28 protein-coding genes are annotated in these 24,471 nt (G+C 67.7%); 15 read left to right on the forward strand and 13 right to left on the reverse strand.

What is annotated here, in order from left to right; translation table 11 throughout:
- Window positions 1-7 precede the first annotated feature (7 nt).
- Genes ABB25_RS09320 through ABB25_RS09330 form a run of 3 tightly spaced genes read right to left on the reverse strand, consistent with a single transcriptional unit; the run spans window position 8 to window position 2,204 of the window.
- The gene (locus ABB25_RS09320) at window positions 8-1,294 is read right to left on the reverse strand and encodes an arsenic transporter (protein ID WP_057666147.1); all 1,287 of its coding nucleotides are present in this window, start codon (window positions 1,292-1,294) and stop codon (window positions 8-10) included.
- A 3-nt stretch (window positions 1,295-1,297) separates the two neighbouring features.
- Window positions 1,298-1,843, reverse strand: a complete 546-nt coding sequence (locus ABB25_RS09325; RefSeq protein ID WP_057666148.1) for an arsenate reductase ArsC — start codon at window positions 1,841-1,843, stop codon at window positions 1,298-1,300.
- 34 nt (window positions 1,844-1,877) lie between these two features.
- Window positions 1,878-2,204: an ArsR/SmtB family transcription factor gene (locus tag ABB25_RS09330; RefSeq protein ID WP_057666151.1), complete on the reverse strand. Its 327-nt coding sequence runs from the start codon at window positions 2,202-2,204 to the stop codon at window positions 1,878-1,880.
- Between the two features lie 17 nt (window positions 2,205-2,221).
- Between ABB25_RS09330 and arsH the strand changes: the two genes are divergently transcribed.
- On the forward strand, window positions 2,222-2,977 hold the full coding sequence (arsH, locus tag ABB25_RS09335) for an arsenical resistance protein ArsH (RefSeq protein ID WP_057666153.1): 756 nt from the start codon (window positions 2,222-2,224) through the stop codon (window positions 2,975-2,977).
- 63 nt (window positions 2,978-3,040) lie between these two features.
- Here the strand turns inward: arsH and ABB25_RS09340 are convergent, their stop codons facing one another.
- The 5 genes from ABB25_RS09340 to ABB25_RS09360 form a co-directional block, all read right to left on the reverse strand.
- Entirely contained in the window at window positions 3,041-3,985 is a 945-nt protein-coding gene (locus tag ABB25_RS09340; RefSeq protein ID WP_057666155.1) for an IS481 family transposase, read from the reverse strand.
- Between the two features lie 302 nt (window positions 3,986-4,287).
- On the reverse strand, window positions 4,288-4,827 hold the full coding sequence (locus ABB25_RS09345) for a GTP-binding protein (protein WP_057666157.1): 540 nt from the start codon (window positions 4,825-4,827) through the stop codon (window positions 4,288-4,290).
- Window positions 4,824-5,777, reverse strand: a complete 954-nt coding sequence (locus tag ABB25_RS09350) for a hypothetical protein (RefSeq protein ID WP_057666159.1) — start codon at window positions 5,775-5,777, stop codon at window positions 4,824-4,826. Before ABB25_RS09350 ends, ABB25_RS09345 begins: the two co-directional genes overlap by 4 nt.
- 81 nt (window positions 5,778-5,858) lie before the next feature.
- Window positions 5,859-6,218: a roadblock/LC7 domain-containing protein gene (locus ABB25_RS09355; protein WP_057666161.1), complete on the reverse strand. Its 360-nt coding sequence runs from the start codon at window positions 6,216-6,218 to the stop codon at window positions 5,859-5,861.
- Window positions 6,219-6,291: 73 nt separating this feature from the next.
- The gene (locus ABB25_RS09360) at window positions 6,292-6,717 is read right to left on the reverse strand and encodes a roadblock/LC7 domain-containing protein (protein WP_425477324.1); all 426 of its coding nucleotides are present in this window, start codon (window positions 6,715-6,717) and stop codon (window positions 6,292-6,294) included.
- A gap of 344 nt (window positions 6,718-7,061) precedes the next feature.
- Here ABB25_RS09360 and rocF point away from each other — a divergent pair, with 344 nt between their 5' ends.
- From rocF to ABB25_RS09420, 12 genes are all read left to right on the forward strand, one after another.
- Window positions 7,062-7,982, forward strand: a complete 921-nt coding sequence (gene rocF / locus ABB25_RS09365; protein ID WP_057666163.1) for an arginase — start codon at window positions 7,062-7,064, stop codon at window positions 7,980-7,982.
- Between the two features lie 114 nt (window positions 7,983-8,096).
- The gene (locus tag ABB25_RS09370) at window positions 8,097-8,249 is read left to right on the forward strand and encodes an entericidin A/B family lipoprotein (RefSeq protein ID WP_057666166.1); all 153 of its coding nucleotides are present in this window, start codon (window positions 8,097-8,099) and stop codon (window positions 8,247-8,249) included.
- A 68-nt stretch (window positions 8,250-8,317) separates the two neighbouring features.
- The gene (locus ABB25_RS09375; RefSeq protein WP_425477325.1) at window positions 8,318-8,437 is read left to right on the forward strand and encodes an entericidin A/B family lipoprotein; all 120 of its coding nucleotides are present in this window, start codon (window positions 8,318-8,320) and stop codon (window positions 8,435-8,437) included.
- 186 nt (window positions 8,438-8,623) lie between these two features.
- On the forward strand, window positions 8,624-8,836 hold the full coding sequence (locus ABB25_RS09380; protein WP_057666169.1) for a CsbD family protein: 213 nt from the start codon (window positions 8,624-8,626) through the stop codon (window positions 8,834-8,836).
- A gap of 85 nt (window positions 8,837-8,921) precedes the next feature.
- Window positions 8,922-10,214, forward strand: a complete 1,293-nt coding sequence (locus ABB25_RS09385) for a tryptophan--tRNA ligase (protein WP_057666170.1) — start codon at window positions 8,922-8,924, stop codon at window positions 10,212-10,214.
- A 25-nt stretch (window positions 10,215-10,239) separates the two neighbouring features.
- A complete protein-coding gene (locus tag ABB25_RS09390) occupies window positions 10,240-10,530 on the forward strand; it encodes a hypothetical protein (protein ID WP_057666172.1) in 291 nt (96 codons plus the stop codon).
- A gap of 47 nt (window positions 10,531-10,577) precedes the next feature.
- Window positions 10,578-11,528, forward strand: coding sequence for an MBL fold metallo-hydrolase (locus ABB25_RS09395; RefSeq protein ID WP_057666173.1), 951 nt, complete (start codon window positions 10,578-10,580; stop codon window positions 11,526-11,528).
- Window positions 11,529-11,622: 94 nt separating this feature from the next.
- Window positions 11,623-12,696 (forward strand): DUF4344 domain-containing metallopeptidase, encoded by a 1,074-nt coding sequence (locus ABB25_RS09400; RefSeq protein ID WP_057666175.1) that lies wholly within the window; start codon window positions 11,623-11,625, stop codon window positions 12,694-12,696.
- A 69-nt stretch (window positions 12,697-12,765) separates the two neighbouring features.
- Complete coding sequence (locus tag ABB25_RS09405) at window positions 12,766-14,421, forward strand: M28 family metallopeptidase (protein ID WP_057666177.1); 1,656 nt, start codon at window positions 12,766-12,768, stop codon at window positions 14,419-14,421.
- A gap of 86 nt (window positions 14,422-14,507) precedes the next feature.
- Entirely contained in the window at window positions 14,508-15,407 is a 900-nt protein-coding gene (yedA, locus tag ABB25_RS09410; RefSeq protein WP_057666178.1) for a drug/metabolite exporter YedA, read from the forward strand.
- Window positions 15,404-16,297: an EamA family transporter RarD gene (rarD, locus tag ABB25_RS09415; RefSeq protein ID WP_057666180.1), complete on the forward strand. Its 894-nt coding sequence runs from the start codon at window positions 15,404-15,406 to the stop codon at window positions 16,295-16,297. The genes yedA and rarD overlap by 4 nt, the downstream gene beginning before the upstream one ends.
- Before the next feature lie 246 nt (window positions 16,298-16,543).
- On the forward strand, window positions 16,544-16,960 hold the full coding sequence (locus tag ABB25_RS09420) for a hypothetical protein (RefSeq protein WP_057666181.1): 417 nt from the start codon (window positions 16,544-16,546) through the stop codon (window positions 16,958-16,960).
- Between the two features lie 322 nt (window positions 16,961-17,282).
- On the opposite strand, the gene mnmG is transcribed toward ABB25_RS09420, so the two are convergent.
- Both mnmG and ABB25_RS09430 read right to left on the reverse strand, forming a co-directional pair.
- Window positions 17,283-19,187 carry a tRNA uridine-5-carboxymethylaminomethyl(34) synthesis enzyme MnmG gene (mnmG, locus tag ABB25_RS09425; RefSeq protein WP_057666183.1) on the reverse strand — a complete coding sequence of 635 codons (1,905 nt, stop codon included), beginning with the start codon at window positions 19,185-19,187 and terminating at the stop codon, window positions 17,283-17,285.
- A 473-nt stretch (window positions 19,188-19,660) separates the two neighbouring features.
- A complete protein-coding gene (locus ABB25_RS09430; protein ID WP_057666185.1) occupies window positions 19,661-20,209 on the reverse strand; it encodes a hypothetical protein in 549 nt (182 codons plus the stop codon).
- 227 nt (window positions 20,210-20,436) lie between these two features.
- On the opposite strand from ABB25_RS09430, the gene ABB25_RS09435 reads away from it, so the two are divergent.
- Both ABB25_RS09435 and ABB25_RS09440 read left to right on the forward strand, forming a co-directional pair.
- Complete coding sequence (locus tag ABB25_RS09435; RefSeq protein WP_057666187.1) at window positions 20,437-21,075, forward strand: YdcF family protein; 639 nt, start codon at window positions 20,437-20,439, stop codon at window positions 21,073-21,075.
- 12 nt (window positions 21,076-21,087) lie between these two features.
- Window positions 21,088-21,507, forward strand: coding sequence for a ketosteroid isomerase-related protein (locus ABB25_RS09440; RefSeq protein ID WP_057666189.1), 420 nt, complete (start codon window positions 21,088-21,090; stop codon window positions 21,505-21,507).
- A gap of 75 nt (window positions 21,508-21,582) precedes the next feature.
- Here ABB25_RS09440 and bioC read toward each other — a convergent pair whose 3' ends face one another.
- The 3 genes from bioC to ABB25_RS09455 are packed head-to-tail and all read right to left on the reverse strand — an operon-like array spanning window position 21,583 to window position 24,434.
- Window positions 21,583-22,464: a malonyl-ACP O-methyltransferase BioC gene (bioC, locus tag ABB25_RS09445; RefSeq protein ID WP_057666191.1), complete on the reverse strand. Its 882-nt coding sequence runs from the start codon at window positions 22,462-22,464 to the stop codon at window positions 21,583-21,585.
- A 46-nt stretch (window positions 22,465-22,510) separates the two neighbouring features.
- On the reverse strand, window positions 22,511-23,278 hold the full coding sequence (bioH, locus tag ABB25_RS09450; RefSeq protein WP_057666240.1) for a pimeloyl-ACP methyl ester esterase BioH: 768 nt from the start codon (window positions 23,276-23,278) through the stop codon (window positions 22,511-22,513).
- Between the two features lie 7 nt (window positions 23,279-23,285).
- Complete coding sequence (locus ABB25_RS09455) at window positions 23,286-24,434, reverse strand: aminotransferase class I/II-fold pyridoxal phosphate-dependent enzyme (RefSeq protein WP_057666193.1); 1,149 nt, start codon at window positions 24,432-24,434, stop codon at window positions 23,286-23,288.
- Window positions 24,435-24,471: the final 37 nt, after the last annotated feature.

Consider the following 24,471-nt stretch of genomic DNA (forward strand, 5'->3'; position numbering starts at 1 on the left):
TCCTGTCTCAGCCAAGGGTCAGGCGCAGTGCCAATGCGGCCAGGGTGGCCAGCAGCACCGGCAGGGTCAGGAGGATGCCGATGCGGAAGTAATAGCCCCAGCTGATGCCGATGCCCTTGCGGGCCAGCACGTGCAGCCAGAGCAGGGTGGCCAGGCTGCCGATCGGGGTGAACTTCGGGCCCAGGTCGCTGCCGATCACATTGGCGTAGATCATCGCCTCGCGCACCACGCCTTCGGCCTGGCTGGCCTCGATCGCCAGTGCACCGACCAGTACCGTGGGCATGTTGTTCATCACCGAGGAGAGCCCTGCGCTGAGCAGTCCGGTGCCCAGGGCCGCTGCCCACACGCCGTGGCCGGCAAGGCCATCGAGCACTTGCGCCAGTGCGTCGGTCAGCCCGGCGTTGCGCAGGCCGTAGACGACCAGGTACATGCCCAGCGAGAACACCACGATCTGCCACGGCGCGCCGGCCAGCACACGGCCGGTGGCGATGCGCTTGCCGCGCGCGGCGACCGCCAGCAGCACCAGCGCGCCGCTGCCGGCCACCGCGCTGATCGGTACGCCGAGTGGGCCGAGGCCGAAAAAGCCGAGCAGCAGCAGCCCCAGCACCGCCCAGCCGGCGGTGAAGGTGGCCCGGTCGACGATTGCCGCCTGCGGCTGGCCGAGTTCGGCGACCGCGTAGCGGGCCGGGATGTCGCGGCCGAACAACCACAACAGCATGCCCAGGCTGGCGGTCACCGAGACCAGGTTGACCGGCAGCATCACTGCGGCGTACTCGGCAAAGCCGATCTCGAAATAGTCGGCCGAGACGATGTTGACCAGGTTGGAGACCACCAGCGGCAGGCTGGCGGTGTCGGCGATGAAGCCGGCCGCCATCACGAAAGCCAGCGTGGCCGCCGGGCTGAAGCGCAGCGCCAGCAGCATGGCGATTACGATCGGGGTCAGGATCAGCGCCGCGCCATCGTTGGCGAACAGCGCGGCGGTGGCTGCACCGAGCAGCACCAGGAAGGTGAACAGGCGGCGGCCGCTGCCCTGGCCCCAGCGCGCCACATGCAGCGCGGCCCAGGCGAACAGGCCGGCCTCATCCAGCAGCAGGCTGATGATGATCAGGGCGATGAAGGTGAAGGTCGCATTCCAGACGATGTCCCAGACCACCGGGATGTCACCGACACTGACCACCCCGGCCAGCAGGGCCAGTGCCGCGCCCAGGCTGGCACTCCAGCCCACGCCCAGGCCGCGTGGTTGCCAGATGACCAGCACCAGGGTGGCGATGAAGATCAGCAGCGCAAGCAGCATGGCTCAGTGCCCGGGCAGGTTGTGGGGCGCGGCGGCAGGCTGTGGCGCCTCATCTGCGGGCTGGACCAGACCGATGCGGTCCAGCGCCTGCTTCAAGGCCGCACGGTCCTCCCAGACTGAGGCCGGCAATGCCAGCAGGGCCTGCAGCCGGGCCTTGACGATGCGGTGTGCTTGGGCAAACGCCGCGGCCTTGGTGTGATCATCGCCTGCCACCGCCGCCGGATCCGGCTGCCCCCAGTGCGTGCGCAGGAAATCACCGAACACCAGCGGGCAGCTCTCGGCGGCGGCCGAATCGCAGACGGTGATCACCAAGTCCAGTGGCGCGGCGTCGGCGCCGGCAAATTCATCCCAGGACTTGCTGCGCAGGCCATCGATGGCGATGCCCGCGGCAGCGAGCTGGCGCAGGGCAAACGGGTTGACCGTGCCGGTGGGCTGGCTGCCGGCGCTGAACACTTCGAAGCGCTCGCCCGCCCAGGCACGCAGGGTGGCTTCGGCCAGCACGCTGCGCGCCGAGTTGCCGGTACACAGGAACAGGATGCGGGGTTTCATCGGACAGGCACCAGGTCAAGGGTCAGCAGAGGGATCAGCAGCCGCAGTCGCTCGCCGGCGCGCAGCCGGGATTGGCACTGTCGGCGCAGCAGTTGTGGGTGAGGTAGGCGATCAGGCCGTTCATCGCGGCGAAATTGGCCCGGTAGCAGACATGCCGCCCCTGGCTTTGGCTGCTGGCCAGCTGCGCATGCAGCAGCTCCTTCAGGTGGAAGGACAGGGTGGCGCCGGGTACGCCGAGTGCCTCGGCGATTTCCCCGGCCATGCGCCCGTCCGGGCCGGCCTGGACCAGCAGGCGGAAGGCGGCCAGCCGGGTCGGATGCCCCAGCGCGGTGAGGGCGGCGATTGCCTGGTTCGTTTCCATGTTTCTAGAATAATGGAATGAATGATGACCAACAAGCCAACCACGCGCTCTCCCTTCCCCAGCTGGATGCCGACCTGCTGCCGGGGCCGCGGCACGACCTGCTCGGCGCCCCGGCCAGTGCCCATCCACCGCGCATCCTGCTGCTGTATGGCTCGCTGCGGCCGCAGTCCTGCAGCCGCAAGTTGGCACTGGAAGCCGAGCGTATCCTGCGTCAGCTCGGTGCCCAGACCCGGGTGTTTGATCCGCATGACCTGCCGCTGCTGGACAGTGTCGGCGCCGATCACCCCAAGGTGCAGCAGCTGCGTGAATGGTCGCAGTGGTCCGAGGGCCAGGTGTGGGTGTCGCCGGAGCGCCACGGCACGCTGACGGCGGTGTTCAAGAATCAGATTGACTGGCTGCCGCTGGAAGAGGGCGGTGTGCGCCCGACCCAGGGCCGGACCCTGGCGGTGATGCAGGTCTGCGGTGGCTCGCAGTCGTTCAACGTGGTCAATACGTTGCGCGTGCTCGGGCGCTGGATGCGGATGGTCACCATCCCCAACCAGTCCTCGGTGCCCAAGGCTTGGCAGGAATTCGACGATGACGGGCGGATGCGGCCCTCGCCGTACTACGACCGGGTTGTCGATGTGATGGAGGAGCTGATCAAGTTCACCCTGCTGGTGCGCGGGCGCAGCGACTACCTGGTGGACCGCTACAGCGAGCGCAAGGGCGCCGGGCAGGCGCGCCGGCTGGCACAGGCGGCCGGGGTGGTGGCGCCGGCCGGCGGCAACGACTGAGCATGGACCGCCCGGCGGACGCGTGCCGGCACTGGCGCGCCCGCCGGGTCCGACCGCGACGGGCTAGCTGTGTAAACCCAACACGTTGTTCAGTGGAATTCGGGAAATAGGTGGTTTGTAGCCGAGGCTGGCATGGGGCCGGTGCCAGTTGTATTGATGCAGCCACGGCCCGAGCGCATGGGCGCGCTGTTCGGAGCTGTCATAGGCGCGTGCGTAGGCCCACTCGCGCAGACTGGTCTGCACCAGGCGCTCGGCTTTGCCGTTGGTGCGCGGCGTGTAGGGCCGGGTGCGCAGGTGGTGCATACCGAGCCGGCGCACGAGACGGCGGAAGCTGCGTGATCTGTAACAGGCGCCGTTGTCGGTCAGCACGCGCTCGAAGCGCACGCCCAGCCCAGGGTAGTAACGCACGGCCAGCAACAGGGCCCGGCCGGCACTGCGGGCGCGCTCATCCGGCTCGATGGAGGCAAAGGCCACGCGCGAGTGGTCGTCGATGGCCAGATGGACATACTCCCAACCGCCGCCGCGAGAGTTGATCTGACGATTGCCGGTAACGCGATGGCCGGGCTGGCGGAAGCGCCCCAGTTTCTTGATATCCAAATGCAGCAACTGGCCGGGCCGGGCGTATTCGTAGCGGTTGGTCGGCGGTGCGGGCTCCAACTCGGCCAGCCGGTGCAAACCAGCGCGCCGCAGCAGGCGGGCAATCGTGCTCGGCGCCACCGGCAACTGTTCGGCGATCTGGCGATAGGTCTGGCGCGCACGTCGCTGTTCAAACACCCGACCCACTACCGCCTGCGGTGTTGCATGCGGACAGTGATGAGGACGGGAGGAGCGATCTAGCAGGCCATCCGGCCCTTCCTGACTGAAACGCTTGAGCCATTTGTACGCGGTGCGCACGCTGACGCCGGCGGCATGGGCCGCCTCTTCGGCGCGTAGGCCTTGAACAAGGATGCGGTCCACAAGCAGGGCTCGACCGCGAGGGCTCAAACGGGCATGTTTATGCAGGTTCATCCGGGGCTCCTGGGGGCTGGTTTGGCTTGGTAACCACCATCTTCCAGAGATGCCCCGGATGAACAACCTACTGGGAGATCACAGCTAGCGCCCACTGCCGGGGCTGCGCACGCGACAGGCCGGCATGTGCTGCAGCCGTTGAGGCCGTGAGGTGCGGCATCGATTGCCGACCTGGGCGGCGCTATGGCTGGCCAGCCGCTGTCGATGCAGGCACCTGCTCAGGCCTGCGCTGATCAGGGCTGGCAAACGGTCGTTGCGGCACTGCCCAGGCCGCTGCCGCGCCCGGCTGCCGGGCGGTGGTTTCAGTGCCCGCCGGCGTAGCGGTAAGACAGCAGGGAGCGCACCAGGAAGGTCACCTGCGCCGGATCGCGTGCATCCACCCGCATCACCGGCAGGCGGAAGCCGGCCGCGAACAGCGCCTGGCGGAACTGCGGGATCAGCACCTCGCCGTGTTGATCGGTGCGGGTCAGGCCCACGGCCAGGCTGGCGTCCGGGGCAATGCGCGAGAACTCCTGCAGCAGCTCGATGGTCGAACTGACCCGCTGCTGCCCGGCGGCATTGACCAGCACAATGATCCCCAGTGCTCCTTCGCAGACCATCGGCCACATGAAATCCAGGTAGCGCTGGCCGGGCACACCGTAAATGTGCAGCAACTCACCGTCATCCAGCTCGATCGAGCTGTAGTCCAGGGCCACGGTGGTTTCCACCTTTTCGTCCTGCGCGTCCTGGCTCAACGGCATTTCCGTACTTACCGGTTCGATGTCGGAAATGGCGCGTATTGCGGTGGTCTTGCCTGCCCCCATGCCGCCGACAAAAACCAGTTTGTTTGCAGGAAGATTCATGCCTGTGCTGTCTTGAAGAGAGTGAGGCCAAAGCGCCGTGCCACCCAGCCGAAGAAGCGGGAGTCCCCACGGCTGAGGCGGGGTGGGGGCGCGGTGCTGGCGATGGGCGCGGTCTGGGCCAGGCCACTGGCCGCCGCTGCGGCGAACAGGGTCTCGACCGTGCTGATGGGAATCTGGCAATGCGCGGCCAGTGCATTGGCCTGCCAGGGGCGGGCATGCAGGCAGGCAATGGCCAGCAGCCAGCTGGCCGGCAGATCGGCACTGCCCAGGTCAGGCCAGTGCTCCAGCTGCAGCAGCGTGCCGGCACCGCCGGCAGGCAGCCATTGCGGGCGATGCCGGGCCAGGCAGAAGAACAGCGCCTCCAGCGATTGCCATTGCGGCAGCCGGTGGCGGTACTGGTGGTCGAACCCGGCACGGCTGATGCGCTCGGACGACCAGTGGCTGTCGTCGAGCAGTTGCACCAGTTCGAGCAGGCCCAGGTTCGCGGGCAGGGCCAGGCTGCGAGTGGCCGGGTCGACCACCACCTGGGCCGCCCCGCGTTGCAGCAGGTGCAGCGTGCCGGCGGCTGTCTGCATCTGTGCCAGTTCCAGCAGCAGCGGCGTCGCCCGTGCGGGGCTGTCGCTGTGCCTGGATGCCAGCAGGGTGGACAGCTTCTGGTTCAGGCTGGCCACGGTGGCGCCATGGGCCAGCTGGTCGGCGGCGTCCGGGTCGACGTGGCGGGAAATGATCAGGCAGGGGACGCCCATCGCCCGTGCCCGGGCCAGCACCGCCGCTGCTTCAGGCTGATCGATGCCGATCACCAGCAGGTCGGCCCTGCCGTCCTTCCAGGGCTGCACGCTCACGTCCAGCCGCTGCGCCAGCAACAGCGAGCAGGCCAGCTTCAGCCGGGTCTGGTGCAGCAGATCCAGGCCAAAGGAGGCCACATCAAGGGTATGGATGGGAGGGCTCATCGTGGGGCAAGGGGAGAGGGCCGCGCGGCTGCCGTCCGGGCGCGGTATGGCCACCCGGACATCAGGCCGATATACGGCAGATCAGCTGAAATCCAGGGTCTTTTCAAACCCCTTGAGTTCGTGGCGGGCCATGGCCAGGTTGGCACGGCTGCGGTCCAGTACCACGTACAGGAACAGTAGCGGGTTGCTTTCCAGCGGACGGATCAGGTGGTACTGGCCGCTGAGGGTGATCAGGATGTCTTCCAGGGTGTCATCAAGGCCAAGCTGGGCGGCCACGCGGCGCTTGGCGCGGACCACCTCGGTGTTGCCGGCGGCGGCCAGTTCCAGGTTGATGTTGCCGCCGCCATGCATTGCCAGCGCCATGCCGCTGTCGCTGTCGACCAGGGCGGCACCGACGAAACCAGCCAGGGCATTGAGCTGGTCGAGAATCAGGTTGGACATGGAAAATCCTTGTGGGTGATGGAAAAGGGCGGGCCGAAAAGACCGCGCCGGAGGGGGATGGGGGGGAATGGGCTCAGCCGTTGAGCACGGCACCGAGCCGCGCGCCACATTCACGGGCATGGAACAGCAGCACGGCCAGGTTGAGCGCACTGTCAGCCACGGCGGTCAGGGTCAGCGGGCTGTCGGCGAGGATGCGGATCAGCACCACATTGCCCAGTGGCGTGCAGATCGTGGCGTACTCGGCTTTGTCCAGTGCCAGCTCGCGCGATACCGTCTCGCCCAGGGTCAGGAACGAATTGGCCATCGCCGCCAGCCGACGGCCATCGATCGGCAGCGAGGAGTCCTCGGCAATCGCGCGGCCATCGGCGGTGGACAGCATCAGCAACGACAGCCCCGGTTCGCGCTGGCGTGCCTGCGCAAGCACCGCCTTGATCGCCGCGGTGTCATGGCCGGGACGGGCAGCGGCATGGGCCGTGCTGCTGCCCACCAGCTGCGCAATGGTGCTGGAGGATAGGGGGCGCCCGGTGGTGTGTGCCGGTAGGGCCACCGGACCGGGTTGGCCAGTCACGCCTGGGTTCATGACAACGTCTGCAATGACAACAATTGCGGTGTCTTACGCAGTGCCGGGGCAATTGGATGCAGAAGGTGTGCGGACGGTCACGGATTGCCCTGGCATCCAGCTGCCGCCTGCCTGCAGCACCGGCCTGGTTGCCGGTGGGCCGCCGCTGGCAGGGCGAGCGGGCGGCAGGCCTGGTAGCGCTCAGTTGTGTTGCACCGCCGCAGGTGGGGGCCGGAGCCACTGGCTAGACTGCCCGCCTTGTCAATGTGTGCAGGACGCAGCAGATGGTCAGTAATGTGGCAGTTTCCCTGATTGGCGTGCCCACCGATATCGGTGCCGGCCACCGTGGCGCGCGCCTGGGCCCGGAGGCCCTGCGCATCGCCGGCCTGCCCGAGGCCCTGGCCGCGCGTGGCGTGGATGTGCGCGATTGCGGCAATCTCGATGGCCCGGTCAATCCCTGGTCGGCGCCGGTGGACGGTTATCGCCACCTGGACGAAGTGGTGGCCTGGAACCGGCTGCTGATGCAGGCCACCCGGCGCGAGCTGGAGGCCGGGCGTCTGCCGGTCATGCTCGGGGGTGATCACTGCCTGGGGGTGGGGTCGATCACCGCCGTGGCCGACTGGTGCAGGCAACAGGGCAAGCAGTTGCGGGTGCTCTGGCTGGATGCCCACTCCGATTTCAACACCAGTGCGGTCACGCCCTCGGGCAACGTGCACGGCATGCCGGTGGCCTGCCTGTGCGGGCTGGGTCCGAAGGTGCTGACCCACCTGGGCCAGCACAGTCCGGCCCTGCAGCCAGCACAGGTCCGCCAGATCGGTATCCGCTCGGTCGACCCGGAAGAAAAGCGGCTGATCAAGCAGCACCAGGTCGATGTCTATGACATGCGCTACATCGACGAGAACGGGATGAAGCGCACGATGCAGGCCGCGCTGGCCGGGGTCGATGCCAATACGCACCTGCATGTCAGCTTCGATGTCGACTTCCTCGACCCGCAGATTGCCCCGGGTGTCGGCACCACGGTGCCGGGCGGAGTGAATTACCGCGAGGCCCAGCTGGTGATGGAGATGATTGCCGACACCGGTCTGATGGGCTCGCTGGACATCGTCGAGCTCAATCCGCTGCTGGACCACCACAACCGCACGGCCGAGCTGGCAGTGGACCTGGTGGAGAGCCTGTTCGGCAAATCCACCTTGATGCGTGACTGAACAAACGCCTTGCCGGTTCACATCGGCTCGACAGCGCAGTGGACAGATTGCGCTGTCGGCCAGGCACTGGTGTCCTTGCCAGCGCCGCCGCATTCGTCCACTCGGGAGATAACGATGAAGCGTTTACTGACCCTGCTGTCGCTGTGCCTTTTCTCGCTGGGCATGCTCACCGCCTGCAATACCGTCGCCGGTGCCGGCCAGGACATCCAGAAGGCAGGCGACAAGATCGAGGACAAGGCCCAGGACTGCAAGGATGGCCGTTGCTGAAGCCGCAGGTCCTTGCCCTGTAAAATGCCGTTTCCGTAAGCGAGGAAGCACTGATGAAGCGTACGTTGATGGCATTGATGGTGAGCCTGCTCGCATTGGGGCTGCTTGCCGGCTGCAATACCGTGGCCGGGTTCGGCAAGGACATGCAGAAGGCTGGCGACAAGCTTGAAGGCGCTGCCAAGGGTTGATCCTGGCAACTGTCGATACCGGAAGGCCGGCCTTGGTGCCGGCCTTTTTTGTGCCTGCCTGCCCCGGTTGGGGAAGGCTTCAGGGTGTTGAGCAGCGGTTTTATGAAGGCTTGACCGTGAGCTTATGCGCTGGCACGCATTCTGCTTGTGCGGCGATCCTGCCGCGCACAGACAGGACGACAACCAATGAACAACGACATTGTTGCCGGTAAGTGGACCCAGCTGAAGGGCCGTATCCGTGAGAAATGGGGCGAACTGACTGACGACGATTTCGATGTTGCCCAGGGCAATGCCGAGTACCTGAGTGGCAAGCTGCAGGAGCGCTATGGTTGGGCCAAGGACCGTGCCGAGCGCGAGATCAAGCAGTTCACCGACGACTGGCAGCGCGACAACCGCTGATTTCTCCCCGGGCTGCCTCGCTGACAGGGGCAGCCCGGGGCGCAGGGCGCTACACTGGCACGGTCAAAAAACCGCAAGACCGTACATGAGCACCCGCGTCCTCACTGGCATTACCCCCTCCGGCACTCCGCATCTGGGCAACTACGTCGGCGCCATCCGCCCGGCCATTGCCGCCAGCCAGGCCGAGGGCATCGAGAGCTTCTTCTTCCTGGCCGACCTGCACAGCCTGATCAAGGACCAGCAGCCGGACCGTACCCAGCGTTCGACCCTGGAGATCGCGGCCAGCTGGCTGGCTTGTGGCCTGGACCCGGAGCAGGTGTGGTTCTATCGCCAGAGCGACATCCCGGAAACCACCGAGCTGATGTGGCTGCTCACCTGCGTGGCCGGCAAGGGCATCCTCAACCGTGCCCATGCCTACAAGGCCGCGGTGGACAAGAACCGCGCCGAGCAGCTCGATGACGATGCCGGGGTCACCGCCGGGTTGTTCATGTACCCGGTGCTGATGGCTGCCGACATCCTGATCTTCAACGCGCACAAGGTGCCGGTCGGCCGCGACCAGGTTCAGCACATCGAGATGGCGCGCGATTTCGGCCAGCGCTTCAACCACGTCTACGGCCAGGAATTCTTCACCCTGCCCGAGGCGGTGGTCGATGAGAACGTGGCCACCCTGGCCGGCCTGGACGGCCGCAAGATGAGCAAGAGCTACCACAACACGATTCCGCTGTTTTCCAGCCGTGACGAGCTGAAAAAGCTGATCGCGCAGATCGTCACCGATTCGCGCGCCCCGGGCGAGCCGAAGGACACCGAAGGCTCGGCGCTGTTCCAGCTCTACCAGGCCTTCGCCACGCCGGCACAGACCGCCGCCTTCGCCCAAGCCTTTGCCGACGGCATCGGCTGGGGCGAGGCCAAGGCCCAGCTGCTGGAGGTGGTCGATGGCCACCTGGCGCCGATGCGCGAGCGCTACAACGCGCTGATGGCCGAGCCGGAAAAGATCGAGGCCCTGCTGCGTCGCCGTGGTGCGCAGCTGCGCGAGCGCTTCGCCATCCCGCTGCTGCGCCAGCTGCGCGATGCGGTCGGCCTGCGCGACCTGTCCAGCGTTGGCGACAAGCCGCAGCAAAAGGCTGCCAGCAAGGCCGTGCTGCCCAGCTTCAAGCAGTACCGCGAGGCCGATGGCCAGTTCTACTTCAAGCTGCTCGACGGCCAGGGCGACCTGCTGCTGCAGAGCAGCGGCTACCCGGCCCCGCGTGATGCCGGCCAGCGCATTGCCGGCCTGAAGCAGGCCGCTGAAGCGTCTGCGCTGGATGGAGCGGACCTGCAATTGCAGGTGCCGGCCGAGCAGGTGCTTGAAGCGCTGGCCCTGATGCGCGAGGCTGACTGACAACACCAGTGGAGGGGCAGCACCGATGGCGTGGTTGACGTTGTTGTTGTTCTTTCCCTGGTTTGTGGTGCTGGCAGGGCTGTTCTGGTTCTTCCCGCGCCACCCGCGCACGCCGCGTCGGTCCTGGATCGATGCGGCGTTGCTGTTGCTGGCATTGCTGATGAGCATTGTGGCGATGCACTGGGGGCATGCGCTGGGCCAGGCGGCTGCCGATGCCGGGGCGATCTGGCGCCAGGTGCTGGCCGTGCTGTCTGCCTATGGGGCATTTCTGGCGGTGTTGTGCGTGGCGGTCTGGCTGCGGCCACGGTTGTGGTGATCATGGCCGGCCTGGTGCCGGATCGGTTTGACTGACAGGAGTTGGACATGGGTGAGCAATTGCCGGCGTTTTCCGCGCAGGGAATCCATTGCATCGATACCGGCCTGGTGCGTCCTGGGTTCGATGCCGCCTGGCTGGTGGTCGAGCAGGGGCGGGCGGCCTTCATCGACTGCGGCACCAGCCATGCGGTGCCGGCGATGCTGCAGGCGCTGGCCCGGCTCGGGCTGGGGCCGGAGGCGGTGGACTGGCTGATCCTGACCCATGTGCATCTGGACCATGCCGGCGGTGCCGGGGCGCTGCTGGCGCACCTGCCCCATGCCCGGGTCCTGGTGCATCCGCGCGGCGCGCCGCACCTGATCGACCCGTCGCGGCTGGTGGCCGGTGCCACCGCTGTCTATGGCGCCGAAGAAATGGCGCGCAGCTATGGCCAGGTGCTGCCGATCGACCCGGCGCGGGTGCACTGCGCCAGCGATGGCCAGAGCATCGACCTGGCCGGGCGCGCGCTGCTGTGCATCGACACCCCCGGCCATGCCCGCCACCACCTGTGCGTGTTCGATGCACGCAGCCGCAGCTGGTTCACCGGCGACACCTTCGGTATTTCCTACCGCGAGCTGGACGGGCCGCACGGGCATTTCATCATTCCCACCACCTCGCCGGTGCAGTTCGAACCCGGGCCGCTCAAGCATTCCATTGGCCGGATGCTGGCGCTGCAACCGCAGGCCATGCACCTGACCCATTACGCCAGTGTCGGCCAGGTGGAGCGGCTGGGGCAGCAGTTGATCGAGCAGATCGATGCGATGGTCGCCATTGCCCGCCAGCAGGCGCAAGGCGATGCGCAGACCCTGGAACAGCGCCTGTTCGATGCGTTGAGCGGTTACTACGCCGGGCGTGCCGAACAGGCCGGGCTGTCGCCGGCGCAGGTGTTGCCGCTGCTGGCCATCGACATCCGCCTCAATGCCCAGGGCCTGGTGTGCTGGCTGCAGCGTGGGCTTGACTGACACCGATCCAGAGTCGACGGGTATCCCGGCCTGAAGGGGGGCGGGCAGCAGGGAGCGCGTCATGGAAGTCGCGTAAAACGCAAACGGAGGCGTGATGAAATCCAGACTGTTGGTGGGAATCCTGATCCTGGCCCTGATGGTGGTGTGCGGCATCGCCGGTGGCCTGGGTTTTTTGCTCTGGCAGCAGCGCCAGGCGGCGGGCAGTACCCCGTTGCCGGCCCCGGCGGTGCTGGCACCTCCGGTTGCCGGGCCGCCGCTAGCGGCCGATACCGCCAGCACGGCCGATAACGGGCAGGTGCCCAGCGAGCCGCCGCCGCCGATCCCGGCCGAGTTGCCCGCCGGGCCGCGCTTTGTCTATGCCTACCTGCCGGCCCACAGCCCGGCGATGCGTGCCACCGAGGCCTTCACCCGCGAGCTGGACGTGCTGCACCAGCTCAACGAGGTCAACTCGCTGGATGGTGTGCTGATGCTGCCCGGCCCGCTGCGCCTGCTCACCGCCGAATGCGAGACGATCAACGCCTATTACGTGGCCGAGCGCGGCGAAATCGTCCTGTGCTATGAAATGATCAGCTACCTGGTCGATCTGGGCCTGCAGCTGCACCGTGACCCCTCCGGGCAGGCCGATACCACCCAGGCGGCGCGGTTCCTGCTGGCCAACCTGCGTTTCATGATGCTGCATGAGGTCGGCCATGCGCTGGTGGACCAGCTCCAGCTCAATGTCACCGGGCGCGAGGAGGATGCCGTGGACCAGCTGGCCACCACGCTGATGCTGACCCTGATCGACCCGGAAGAATCCGAAGCCGATGTCGCCAGCAACCTGGACATGGCCGGGCGTTTTTTCCTGGCCAATACCCGCGAGGACGGCTATGGCCTGGCCCATTACGCCGGTGAGCATTCCCTGGGGGAACAGCGCTATTTCAACCTGATGTGCCTGCTCTATGGCGCCGATCCGGGGCGTTACCTGCGGGTGGTGACTTCCGGCCGGCTGCCCGAGGCGCGTGCGCTGCGCTGCCCGGAGGAGAGCAGGCGGATCACCCGCTCCTGGTCGCGCACCCTGGTGCCGCATTTTGCCCCGCGCTACCAGCAAAGCGACGAGCAGGCCCGGCAGGTGCACCAGCAGGTGCTGGAACGCCGGCGGCAGAATGCGCCGGCGCCTTACCGGCAATGATCGCCATCCCCGGCTGGCGCTATCATTCACCGCTTCCCGCCTTGCCTGCCGGTGCCCGTTGTGAATCCGATGCATATCGTGCTGTTGTCCTCCTGCCTGTTCGCAGGTGGGCTTGCCCATGCAGCCAATGACCTGCCGGGCGGGGGGATCGACGCACAGACGCTGAACCGGCATGTGCAGGTGCTGGCCTCGGAGGCGTTCGAGGGCCGCGCGCCGGCCTCGGCCGGCGAACAGCGCACGGTGGATTACCTGGTCGAGCAGTTCAGCGCCGCCGGCCTGCAGCCGGGCGGTGAGGATGGCCGCTGGGTGCAGGAGGTGCCGCTGGTACGGGTGAGCACGCGGCAGACGCCAACGGCCCGGCTGCACCTTGGCGACAGCGTGCGCGAGCTGGTCAACGGCCAGGACATCACCCTGCAGAGCCTGCAGCCGCAGGCGCAGATCACGCTGGACAGGCTGCCGCTGGTGTTCATCGGTTACGGCATCAATGCGCCCGAGCGCGGCTGGGATGATTACAAGCAGCAGGACCTGCGCGGCAAGATCGCCATCGTGCTGATCAACGATGCCGATTTCCACGCCGGGCAGCCCGGTGCCTTCGATGGCCGTGCGGTGACCTATTACGGCCGCTGGACCTACAAGTACGAGGAAGCCGCCCGGCGTGGCGCCGCTGGCGTGCTGATCGTGCACGACACCGCTGCGGCAGCCTACCCGTGGGCCACGGTGCGTGCCTCTGGCACCTCGCCGCTGTTTGACATCCAGCGTCCGCCGGCCGAGGCGATGGCCGCGCACACCCCGTTGCGTGGCTGGATTGAGCCGGGCGTGGCGCGCGAGCTGTTTGCCGCCGCCGGGCAGGACCTGGACCAGCTGTCGCGGCAGGCGATGCAGGCCGATTTTGTGCCGGTGGCCTTGGCCGGGGTGGCACTGTCGGCGGAGCTGGCCTTGCTGCACGAACCGGTGCGCAGCCGCAACGTGGTTGCCCGCCTCGATGGCGGCAGCCATGCCGGGGAGGCAGTGGTGTTTTCTGCCCACTGGGACAGCTACGGCATCGGCCAGCCCGATGCCCAGGGGCGCACGGTCCGCCCCGGCGCGGTGGACAACGCCACCGGGGTGGCCGCGGTGCTGGAGCTGGCGCGGGTGTTTGCCGCCGGTCCGCAGCCGCAGCGTAGCCTGTATTTCGTGGCCTTCACCGCCGAGGAGAAGGGGCTGCTCGGCGCCAGTTACTTTGCCGCCCACCCGCCGGTGCCGCTGGCGCAGGTGGCGGCCGTGCTCAACATCGAGATGTTCAGCCCCGATGGCGCCACCGCCGACATCGCCAGCTGGGGCCGTGGCCGGGTGTCGCTGGAGCAGGACCTGGCCGAGGTAGCCAGCGCCCGTGGCCGCTACTACAGCCCGGATCCGGACCTGGAAGCCGGCTTCTTCTACCGCGCCGACCATTTCGCCTTTGCCCGCCTGGGCGTGCCGGCGATCACCATCGGTGCCGGCCTGGATGCCCTGGACGGCGGGATAACGGCCGGCCGGCAGCGGCGCCAAGCCTATTTCGCCAACTGCTACCACCAGGCCTGCGATGGCTGGGATGCCAGCTGGAACCCGGCCGGGCTGGCCGCGGACACCCTGCTGGTCTACGACCTGGGCCACCGCCTGGCCAACAGCCGGCAGTGGCCGCAGTGGGAGGACGGTTCGGAGTTTGCCGCTGCCCGCCAGGCCAGCCAGGCCCAGCGCAGCCCCTGAGCACCGCCCGCCTTCCTTCCCTGCCGCTCCCTGCGACAGGCAGCCTTCCTGCGGCCCGTCGGCCGTGCCCTGCCGAGTAGTCCGTGATGTCCGTCCCTGTTGCTGCACCGGCCGCCCCGCGTGGCGGCCTTGTCCTGCTGGCCCTGTTGCTGGTGTACGTGGTCTGGGGCTCCACCTTCCTGGGCATCCGTTTTGCCCTGGAGGCCGGCATGAAGCCGTTGTCCATGGTGTCCGGCAGCCGCTTCGTGCTGGCCGGCAGCATCCTGTATGGCCTGTTGCGCTGGCGTGGCCTGCCGGCACCGAGCCGGGCGCAGTGGTTGAACATGCTGGTAATGGGCATGTGCCTGCTGTTCCTGGGCAACGGCATGGTGGTGCTGGCCCAGCGCGACGTGTCTTCCGGGCTGGCCGCGGTGGCGGTGGCCTCGGTGCCGTTGTGGATGGCGCTGTTCACGCTGATCCGCGGCCAGCGTGTCGGTGGCCGGGAATGGCTGGGCCTTGGCATCGGTTTTGCCGGCATCGTCTGGCTCAATGCCGGCTCCAGCCTGAGCGCATCGCCGTTGGCGCTGGGGCTGTTGCTGCTGGCGCCGCTGGGCTGGGCCTTCGGCTCGATCTGGTCGCGCGGACGCGACCTGCCTTCGCCCTTCATGACCGCCGCCGGGCAGATGCTCTGCGGCGGGGTGCTGCTGATGATGGTCGGCTTTGCCAGCGGTGAGCGCTGGAACACGCCCCCGCCGGTGTCCGGCTTGCTGGCGGTGTCCTACCTGTGCGTGTTCGGCTCGATCATCGCCTTCACCGCCTACGTCTGGCTGCTGCACAACGTGCGCCCGGTACTGGCCGGCAGCTATGCCTACGTCAACCCGGTGATTGCGGTGGCGCTGGGCGCCAGTCTGGCCGGCGAACGCTTTTCAAGCAGCGAATTCGGCGCGATGGCAGTGATTCTGGCCGGCGTGGTGGTGATCACCCTGGCACAACGGGGCAAGCGATGAGCAGTGATGAGCAATCCCGTAAAGGCCTGCTGGCAGCGGCGCTGGCCTTTGTCATCTGGGGCCTGTTTCCGTTGTACTGGCATCTGCTCAAGGCCGTGCCCTCGGACCAGATCATTGCCCACCGGATTGTCTGGAGCGCGGTGCTGCTGTGCGTGCTGCTGTGCGCACGCCAGGGCCTGCAATGGCTGCGCACCATCCTGGCCAGCCCGCGCACGTTCTGGCTGCTGGGCTCGGCCAGCCTGCTGATCGGCGCCAACTGGAGCCTGTATATCTGGGCGGTCAACGCCGGGCATGTGGTCGAGACCAGCCTGGGCTACTTCATCAACCCGCTGCTGAGCGTGCTGCTGGGCGTGCTGGTGCTGGGCGAGCGCCTGCGCCTCTGGCAGTGGCTGGCGGTGGGCATCGCCGCGCTGGGGGTGATCTGGCTGACCTGGCAGGCCGGGCGCGCGCCGTGGATCGCGATCGGGCTGTCGGCCACCTTTGGCGTGTATGGCCTGCTGCGCAAGCTGGTCAAGGTGGAGCCGGTGGCCGGGATCGGGCTGGAGAGCCTGTTCCTGCTGCTGCCGGCGCTGGGCTGGCTGCTGTGGGTTGAAGCCGGCCATGGCGGTGCCTTCTTCAGCGGCAGCTGGGGCCCCGGGGTGATGAGCCTGCTGGTGCTGGCCGGCGCGGTCAGCGCGGTGCCGCTGATTGCCTTCACCTACGGCGTACAGCGGGTGCCGCTGTCCACGGTCGGGCTGCTGCAGTACATCGGCCCGACCCTGCAGTTCCTCACCGGCGTGCTGTTCTTCCGCGAACCCTTCGGGCCGGACCGGCTGGTCGGTTTTGCCTGCATCTGGGCGGCCTTGCTGATCTTTGCCGCCGATGGGTGGCGGGTAAGCCGCCGGCGCTGAGCGCACTGCCGGGCGCAACCCAGGCCGCTGCAGACGGGGCGGTCACGCACGCGGCCGCTGCCCGCCTGGCCGGGGCGCAAGGCGGGCGGGGGATCTCTGCCCTGCCGCTGCCGGGTGCACGCGCGGCAGGGCGGTAGCGTGACCTTTTGCGCTGGTCAGGGGCCGCGGCACGCGGGCATGATCTGGCCAGGCCAAAGGCGGCAGACCGCCTCGTTGATCATTTGCCCGCTTCCGCCCGGAGACCGCATGCCCACCCTGCAAACCCTGCATCACCACCTGCGCTGGATCGCCCTGGTCGCCATCGTCATCAGCGTGCTCACCTGGGCGGTGGACCTGGCCGGCCTGGTCTACGCCTGCCCGTATTGCCGCTCCCAGCGCACGGTCATCGGCCTGCTTGGTGCGTTGCTGCTGCTGCCACTGCCGGCACTGGGCCACTGGGCAGTGCGCTGGCTGGCCACGGTTCTGGCCGTGTTCGGCGCCCAGGTCGCCAGCCGCCAGCACTTCGGCGGCTGGAGCAAGCTCAGCGCCGGCGAGTTCGCCCTGGCCCAGAAATGGTGGATGGACCCCTTCCTGCTTTCCGGCATTGCCCTGTTCCTGATCACCGGGCTGGTGCTGTTGCTGTGGTCGGTGCCTGGGGCGCGTGTACGTCCTTCAGTCGGTTGATGGGATATCCGAAGGCGCACGAGTGGATGTTGCCGATAGCTGGTCCTGCTCCCGCTGACCTTCGCGCAACGCCCGCAGGATCGGACGAACCCATTCTGGACTTTCCTCGTCGGTCAGCAAGCTGGGATTCCACTGTGTTGCGTCTGCAGCTGCGGGGCCTGTCTCGTTGGCGGGATCTTGCGGGTCATCAGGTACTGGCATGGGTATTCCTTTGTTCTGCCGATGCCTGCAGCGTGCATCTGCCGTTCGCGAGCCGCAATCCCTGACCCGAAAAAAAGCCCGCATTGAGCGGGCTTTTTGTTTCAGTGCAGGCGGCAGGAGATCAGGCGACCCGGCTCCGCCGCGCCCTTTCCAGATGCACCAGCAGCAGCGAGATCGCGGCCGGGGTGACGCCGGGGATACGCTGGGCCTGGCCCACCGTGGAGGGCGCCACACGCTGCAGTTTCTGCAGCACTTCGGCCGAGAGCCCCCTGACGCTGGCGAAGTCGAAACCGTCCGGAATCACGGTGGCCTCGTGGCGCTGCTGGCGGGCGATTTCCTCGTGCTGGCGTTGCAGGTAGCCGGCGTACTTGACGCTGATCTCCACCTGCTCGGCGACCTTGGCATCGTCCACGCCCGGGCCCAGCGTCGGTACGGTCATCAGCCTGGCGTAGTCCAATTCCGGGCGCTTGATCAGGTCCAGTACATTGGTTTCGCGGCTGATCGGTACGCCCAGTGTTTCCACCACCTCGCGGCCCAGCGCATTGGCCGGGGTCGCCCATAGCCCGCGCAGGCGCTCGGTCTCGGCCGCCACGGCGTCCTGTTTGTGGTTGAACGCGGCCCAGCGGCTGTCATCAACCACGCCCAGCTCACGCCCGGTCGGGGTCAGGCGCACGTCGGCGTTGTCCTCGCGCAGCTGCAGGCGGTACTCGGCGCGGCTGGTGAACATGCGGTACGGCTCGCTGGTGCCGTGGGTGATCAGGTCATCGACCAGCACGCCCAGGTAGGCCTGGTCGCGGCGCGGGTACCAGCCTTCCAGGCCGCGCACATGGCGGGCGGCATTGATGCCGGCCAGCAGGCCCTGGGCACCGGCCTCCTCGTAACCGGTGGTGCCATTGATCTGCCCGGCGAAGAACAGGCCGGACACCAGCTTGGTTTCCAGCGTGTGCTTGAGCCCGCGCGGGTCGAAGAAGTCGTACTCGATGGCGTAGCCGGGGCGGGTGATGTGGGCGTTTTCCATGCCGGCAATGCTGCGCACCAGCGCCAGCTGCACGTCGAAGGGCAGCGAGGTGGAGATGCCGTTGGGGTAGATCTCCACCACGTCCAGGCCTTCGGGCTCGACGAAGATCTGGTGGCTGTCCTTCTCGGCAAAGCGCACCACCTTGTCCTCGATGGAGGGGCAGTAGCGCGGGCCGATGCCCTCGATCTGGCCCGAATACAGCGGCGAGCGGTCCAGCGAACCGCGGATGATGTCGTGGGTCTGCTGGCTGGTATGGGTGATCCAGCAGCTGACCTGGCGCGGGTGGTCGGCGGTGCTGCCCAGGTAGGACATCACCGGGCGTGGATCATCGCCGGGCTGCTCTTCCATCACCGCATAGTTGAGCGAGCGGCCGTCGATGCGCGGCGGGGTGCCGGTCTTCAGCCGGTCGATCACGAACGGCCGCTCGCGCAGGCGCGCGGCCAGCGTGGTGGCCGGCGGGTCGCCCATGCGGCCGGCGGTGTACTGGGTCGGGCCGATGTGGATCTTGCCGGCCAGGAAGGTGCCGGCGGTCAGCACCACTGCCGGGGCATGGAAGCTCAGCCCGGTCTGGGTGATGGCACCACGCACCGCATCGCCCTCGGCCGTGCCGTTTTGAATCAGCAGGTCATCCACTGCCGCCTGGAACACGGTCAGGTTGGGCTGCGATTCGACCATCTGGCGGATCGCCATGCGGTAGAGGTTGCGGTCGGCCTGGCAGCGGGTGGCGCGCACGGCCGGGCCCTTGGAGGCGTTCAGGGTGCGCCACTGGATGCCGGCGCGGTCGGCAGCCTTGGCCATCGCACCGCCGAGGGCATCGATCTCCTTGACCAGGTGGCCCTTGCCGATGCCGCCGATGGCCGGGTTGCAGCTCATCGCGCCGATGGTTTCCACGTTGTGGCTCAGCAGCAGGGTGCGCACGCCGGTACGTGCGGCCGCCAGTGCCGCCTCGGTGCCGGCATGGCCGCCACCGATCACGATGACGTCATAGTGGAAGAAGGAATCGCGCATGGGCGTGGGCACACAACAGGGGCGGGCATTTTAGCGCCAGCGCGCGGCCGGGCGGAAAATCCAGTTGGCATGCTTCATGCTTCATTGTCTGCAGCACTCGCCCTGGCCATCGCGCATATCCAGGCGCGGAGCCGGAAATGGAACGGGGGCCGGCTACGGCGCAGGGCGGGGAAGCTGGAGGGTCGGCAGTGCATCATGCGCTGCCGGCCCTTGTTGTATGGGCAATGAAAAACGGCCCGCACGAGGCGGGCCGTTGGTAAAGGCGCCGACATCCGGCAGGGCCGGAACAGGGGGGATCCAGTGAATCCCGCCGGAGGTCGACATGAAGTCGAGGGTGCCTGTTGCGTCACAAAGCGACGCTTTTGGTCACCAGTGGCTATTGATAGCCGTTCTGACGGCCTGTCGGCAAGTGTCAGGCCGCTTGCAAACGTGTTTTTGTGCACTCAATCGCACTTAATTCGTTCCCGCCCTGCTCAAGGCTCCTGCTCTTGCTGGCGAGAGGGTTGCTGCTGCCGGCGCGGCCGCTGCAGCTGATCCATGTTGCGCCACGGTGAGCCGCTGGAGGATTCCGGACGCGGCGGGCGGTTCTGCTGCGGCGGACGCTGCGGCGGACGTTGCCCGCTGCCAGGATGGGGACGGTGACCACCCGGCTGGCCGACCGGCGGACGCTGTGGTGGCCGCTGGGCATGCCCACCGGCCCCCGGCTTGTGCGGACGCTGCCCCTGCTGGTGGGGTGGGCGGGGTTGATGGCCGGGCCGGTTGCCCGGGTACACCGGCCGGACGACCACCGGTCGCACAACGGTTGGCCGGTAAATCGAATAGGCGCCGTTGCCGTAGTAGCTGTAATCGCCGTAACGGTAGCTGCCATAGGGGCTGTAGTCATACTGGCCATAGCCATACGGGCTGGAGCTGGCACCGCCGTAGCCGTGGTAGTAACCACTGCCACCGCCGACATAGTCGTAGGTCGCGCAGCCTGACAGCGCCAATAGCGCCGCGGCGCCGATAACGAATCGCTTGATCATTACGCTCCCCCCTGGTGGGTGTTGACGATTGGCAGCATCGGATCAGGCGATTGAATCGCCACTTAACCTCGCTGCCGGTGCGGGCAGGCGGTTTGCCTGCAGCCAGTCGCCGTGATGTGAAGGCTGGGCTAATCTTGGCAGATGATCCGGCCAACCGCTGCCACCACCGTGCCCATTGACTGCCGACATGCTGGCGCCACCTGTGCGGGCGTGGTTGTGGCAGGGGCATGGGCAGGGTGGCGATGAAGCGGCAACGTGGCTGGATCGGCTGGGCGTGGCGGCTGTCGCTGCTGCTGTTGCTCTGGCTGTTGGCCGTTGGTGGCTGGGTTTTCTGGGTGGGCCACAACGACCAGGCCGAACCGGCCGATGCGATCATCGTGCTTGGTGCGGCTGCCTACGATGCGCGGCCTTCCCCGGTATTTGAAGAGCGCATCCGCCATGGTCTGGCGCTGTATCAGCGCGGGCTGGCGCCGCGGCTGATCTTCACCGGCGGCTTCGGTGGCAGTGGCGCGCGCTTTGCTGAATCCGAAGTGGCCCGTCGCTATGCGCTGCGGCACGCCATTCCCGATGAGGCGATCCTGATCGAAACCCACTCGCGCAGCACCCGGCAGAACCTGCTGTATGCGCGCGAACTGATGCGCGCCAATGGCATCAACAAGGTCATCCTGGTCAGCGACCCGCTGCACATGGCACGCGCGCTGCGGATCAGCCGCGATCTCGGCATCGAGGCGGTGGCCAGTGCCACGCCCAGTACCCGCTTCCGTTCGCTGCGCAGCAGCTGGCGCTTCCTGGCCCAGGAAATCTACTTTTTCCACCGCGACCTGTTCGATCAGGCACGTCGCTGGTGGGCTCAACTCCGCTCATAACTGGATCCGGCCATGACTGATACCTCCCCGCGCGCCACCACGCTGGCCTTGTTGCAGCGTTACTACGATGCGTTCAACCGTGGCGACTGGGCCGGCATGCTGGATTGCCTGTCCGAAGAGGTCGCCCATGACCTCAACCAGGGCGTGCGCGAGATCGGCCGCCCGGCGTTTGCCGCCTTCCTGGCACGGATGGAGACCTGCTACCGCGAAACACTGGACCCGGTGGTGCTGATGGCTACCGATGATGGCAGCCGCGGTGCCGCCGAATACGTGGTCCATGGGCAGTACATCGCCACCGACGAGGGCCTGCCGCCGGCCAATGGCCAGCGCTACAAGCTGCCGGGGGGCGCCTTCTTTGCGGTCAGCGATGGCCGCATTACCCGGGTCAGCAACTACTACAACCTGGAAGACTGGATCGACCAGGTGTACTGAGCACCCCGGGCGCCATCAGCCCGGCGTGCACAGTGCGGACACGGGTTCCGGCTGGCCCGCACCGGCAACGACGGCTCAGGGCTGCCGGCGCCGGATCGGGATGGCGCTGAGCGGAACCGCGGCGATGTCCTGGCCCTGCTGGCGGATCGGCGTGCCCGCCGCCGGCGCCCAGGCGTGCGCGTACAGCACTTCCCAGGTGCTGGGCAGGCGGCCATCGGCCTGGCGCAGTGCCTCGTAGGCGCGGGTCGCGGCGGCGAAGCGGCCACGGCCGGTCAGCGTGCGGCGGCGGTCGCTGCGCGCATTGGCATAGCCCAGCGCACGCAGTTCGGCCATCAGCGCAGGCAGGTCGGGGTAGGTCAGGGTAAACAGGTCCCGGTCGATCACCGGGTCGCGGAAGCCGGCACGCATCAGTGCATCGCCAAAGCTGGCAATCGGCGCGAACGGGTGCACATGCGGCAGCGTGTCGGCCTGGGCGAAGGCGTAATCCAGCTCACCCAGGGTCTCGCTGCCATAGGTCGAGCAAAGCAGCAGGCCATCGGGCTTGAGCACCCGGCGGAAGCCGGCCAGGGTGTCTGCCAGGTCATTGACGAACGGCAGGCACAGGTTGGAGACCAGCAGGTCCACGCTGGCATCGGCCAGTGGCAGCTGCGCCGCATCGCCGGCCACGCGCTGGAACGGCTTCCACCAGCCAGCCTGGGCCTTGGCCTGGCGCAGCATCGGCAGGGCGCTGTCGAGCGCGATCACCCGCGCCCTGGGCCAGCGCTTTTTCAGCAGTGCGGCGTTGTGTCCGGTGCCGCAGCCTACTTCCAGGATGACCTCCGGCTGGCGGTCATCCAGGTAGTCCAATGATTCGAACAGCCGCTTGCCCGCTTCGCGCGCGAGCACGGCGACGTCATCAAAGCCGGCAGCAGCCTGGCCGAAGTGGCGGCGGATCTGTAAGGGGTCGAGCAGGGTCATCGGAGCATCCAACCAGGGCCGCGCAGGCGCGGCAGAAAGATCAGCATCAGCCCGTGCACTGGCGCTGGAAATCCAGCACGGCGCGGGCAATGGCGGCAGTATCGCCGAGGAATGGTGCGTGGCCTGTGCCGGGCACGGTCAGTTGCCGTGCCTGTGGTGCCAGCGACGCGGCGGCGGCCATCGCTGCCGGGGTGACCAGACGGTCGCGCTGGCCGGCCAGCCACAGGCTGGGCATGCGCAGGTCGGGCAACTGCTGGCGCAGGTCACTGTCCAGCAGCAACTGGCCGCCGGTGGCCAGCGCGGCATCACTCGGGCGGCCGACCGCCAGCAGCGCATCGCGCAGGTCCGCCGCGGCCTGTTGTCCGCCGGGCAGGGTCATCAGGTCCAGGGCCAGGAAGCGGTCAACGGTCTGCGCGTAATGCTGCTGCAGGTGTCCGGTGAATCCGGCCAGCACCGTTGGCTCGATCCCGTGTGACCAACCCGCATGGCGCACGAAACACGGGCTGCTGGCGATGCTGACCAGCCCGCGCACCTGCGCCGGCGCCAGCTGTGCGGCGCGCTGGGCGACCAGCCCGCCCAGTGACCAGCCCAGCCACAGACCGGCCGGCACCTCGTCCAGCACCGCGGTGGCCCAGGCGTCCAGGCTGGCCGGCACCGGCAGGTGGCTGCTGCGGCCGTGGCCGGGCAGGTCGACGTTGTACAGCGTGAAGTGCGCGCCCAGCTGCCGGCACAGCGGGGCGAAAACACCGCCATGCAGCCCCCAGCCATGCAGCAGGATCAGGGCCGGTCCGCGCCCCTGCACGTCGATATGCAGCACGCGTTCAAACCTCCTGCGGCTGCAGCAGCGGCACGTTCAGGCGCGCGCTGTCGTTGAGCCGTGCAATCGATTCGGCCAGCGGGTCCAGCTGTGCGCTGTCATGCAACGCCGACAGCTGCAGGCGTAGGCGGGTCATCGGTGTGTCGGGGTCCCGGTTGTCGGGGCTGGCAATCACGCGCAGGCCACGCCGGGCCAGGGCCGCCTGCCAGTGGCTGGCCTCGCCCAGGACCTCCAGGCACAGCAAGGGCCCGGGCGAAGGCGCTGCGTTGATGCCAAGGCTGGCCAGGCGTTGCTGCAGCTGCTGTGCCAGTTCCAGTACGCGCTGGCGCCGCCAGCCGTCACGCCGGGCCAGTTTCAGCGAGACCTGGGCTGCGGCCGCGATTGCGGTGGGCGGGCGTGGATGCTGGTGCAGCATGCCAAGCCGTTCAAGCTGTTCGATCAGAGGCTTGCCGGCCAGTACCACCGCGCCCTGCAGGCCAAGGGCATGCTCCAGCGAAATCACCAGTGCGGTTACCGCCGTCGCGGCCAGGCCGGTTGCTTCCAGGCTGCCGCCACCCTGTTCGCCACAGACGCCAATGGCATGCACGTCATCGACCAGCAGGTGCGCCTGATGCCGTTGGGCCACCAGTGCCAGGGTGCGCAGCGGTGCCAGCTGGCCATCGGCCTGGAACAGCCCCTCGCTGACCAGCAAGGCCAGCCCGCGGGGCGCCTGGCGCAGCTGCCAGGCCGCACCTTCGGCATCGCGGTGCGGGTAGTGGCGCAGGCGGCTGCCGGTCAGGTGGGTGGCCTGGATCAACGCCGGGTTGTTGAGGTGGTCATGCAGGCACAGGTCCTCTTCCTCGGTGAGCAGGGCCTGTTGTACGGCCAGCCGGGCCTGGGCCAGGCTCTGGTAGCTGCGTGCGGCCGGAAACCCCAGCCAGTCGGCCAGCCCGGCTTCCAGCTGGGTGTGCTCGCGGCTGTGCCCGTCGGCCTGCATGCCCTGGCGCGCGGCCCAGTCCTGCAGGGCACCGAGTACCTGGAAATGCCGCGCCAGACCCAGGTAATCCGGGCTGGCGAAATCAAGCACCGGCATTGCCTGGGTCTGCAGCGGTTCCACCGGCAAACGCGTCGATGGCAGCTGTTGCAGGCGTTGGGACAGGGTGGGGCGGCTCATGGCAGGCAGACGACGCTGACGGAACGAGGCTGGCTAG

Source organism: Stenotrophomonas koreensis (assembly GCF_001431525.1).
In the GTDB taxonomy this organism is placed as follows: domain Bacteria; phylum Pseudomonadota; class Gammaproteobacteria; order Xanthomonadales; family Xanthomonadaceae; genus Stenotrophomonas; species Stenotrophomonas koreensis.

Coding starts and splice junctions, on each gene's coding strand:
- arsH (WP_057666153.1), top strand. CDS start 2,222: ATGAATGATGACCAACAAGCCAACCACGCGCTCTCCCTTCCCCAGCTG.
- ABB25_RS09320 (WP_057666147.1), bottom strand. CDS start 1,294: ATGCTGCTTGCGCTGCTGATCTTCATCGCCACCCTGGTGCTGGTCATC.
- ABB25_RS09395 (WP_057666173.1), top strand. CDS start 10,578: ATGGGTGAGCAATTGCCGGCGTTTTCCGCGCAGGGAATCCATTGCATC.
- ABB25_RS09455 (WP_057666193.1), bottom strand. CDS start 24,434: ATGAGCCGCCCCACCCTGTCCCAACGCCTGCAACAGCTGCCATCGACG.
- ABB25_RS09330 (WP_057666151.1), bottom strand. CDS start 2,204: ATGGAAACGAACCAGGCAATCGCCGCCCTCACCGCGCTGGGGCATCCG.
- ABB25_RS09345 (WP_057666157.1), bottom strand. CDS start 4,827: ATGAATCTTCCTGCAAACAAACTGGTTTTTGTCGGCGGCATGGGGGCA.
- ABB25_RS09390 (WP_057666172.1), top strand. CDS start 10,240: ATGGCGTGGTTGACGTTGTTGTTGTTCTTTCCCTGGTTTGTGGTGCTG.
- ABB25_RS09405 (WP_057666177.1), top strand. CDS start 12,766: ATGCATATCGTGCTGTTGTCCTCCTGCCTGTTCGCAGGTGGGCTTGCC.
- ABB25_RS09325 (WP_057666148.1), bottom strand. CDS start 1,843: ATGAAACCCCGCATCCTGTTCCTGTGTACCGGCAACTCGGCGCGCAGC.
- ABB25_RS09385 (WP_057666170.1), top strand. CDS start 8,922: ATGAGCACCCGCGTCCTCACTGGCATTACCCCCTCCGGCACTCCGCAT.
- ABB25_RS09400 (WP_057666175.1), top strand. CDS start 11,623: ATGAAATCCAGACTGTTGGTGGGAATCCTGATCCTGGCCCTGATGGTG.
- ABB25_RS09430 (WP_057666185.1), bottom strand. CDS start 20,209: ATGATCAAGCGATTCGTTATCGGCGCCGCGGCGCTATTGGCGCTGTCA.
- ABB25_RS09420 (WP_057666181.1), top strand. CDS start 16,544: ATGCCCACCCTGCAAACCCTGCATCACCACCTGCGCTGGATCGCCCTG.
- yedA (WP_057666178.1), top strand. CDS start 14,508: ATGTCCGTCCCTGTTGCTGCACCGGCCGCCCCGCGTGGCGGCCTTGTC.
- mnmG (WP_057666183.1), bottom strand. CDS start 19,187: ATGCGCGATTCCTTCTTCCACTATGACGTCATCGTGATCGGTGGCGGC.
- rarD (WP_057666180.1), top strand. CDS start 15,404: ATGAGCAGTGATGAGCAATCCCGTAAAGGCCTGCTGGCAGCGGCGCTG.
- ABB25_RS09435 (WP_057666187.1), top strand. CDS start 20,437: ATGGGCAGGGTGGCGATGAAGCGGCAACGTGGCTGGATCGGCTGGGCG.
- ABB25_RS09340 (WP_057666155.1), bottom strand. CDS start 3,985: ATGAACCTGCATAAACATGCCCGTTTGAGCCCTCGCGGTCGAGCCCTG.
- ABB25_RS09355 (WP_057666161.1), bottom strand. CDS start 6,218: ATGTCCAACCTGATTCTCGACCAGCTCAATGCCCTGGCTGGTTTCGTC.
- rocF (WP_057666163.1), top strand. CDS start 7,062: ATGGTCAGTAATGTGGCAGTTTCCCTGATTGGCGTGCCCACCGATATC.
- ABB25_RS09380 (WP_057666169.1), top strand. CDS start 8,624: ATGAACAACGACATTGTTGCCGGTAAGTGGACCCAGCTGAAGGGCCGT.
- ABB25_RS09350 (WP_057666159.1), bottom strand. CDS start 5,777: ATGAGCCCTCCCATCCATACCCTTGATGTGGCCTCCTTTGGCCTGGAT.
- ABB25_RS09370 (WP_057666166.1), top strand. CDS start 8,097: ATGAAGCGTTTACTGACCCTGCTGTCGCTGTGCCTTTTCTCGCTGGGC.
- ABB25_RS09375 (WP_425477325.1), top strand. CDS start 8,318: ATGGCATTGATGGTGAGCCTGCTCGCATTGGGGCTGCTTGCCGGCTGC.
- bioC (WP_057666191.1), bottom strand. CDS start 22,464: ATGACCCTGCTCGACCCCTTACAGATCCGCCGCCACTTCGGCCAGGCT.
- ABB25_RS09440 (WP_057666189.1), top strand. CDS start 21,088: ATGACTGATACCTCCCCGCGCGCCACCACGCTGGCCTTGTTGCAGCGT.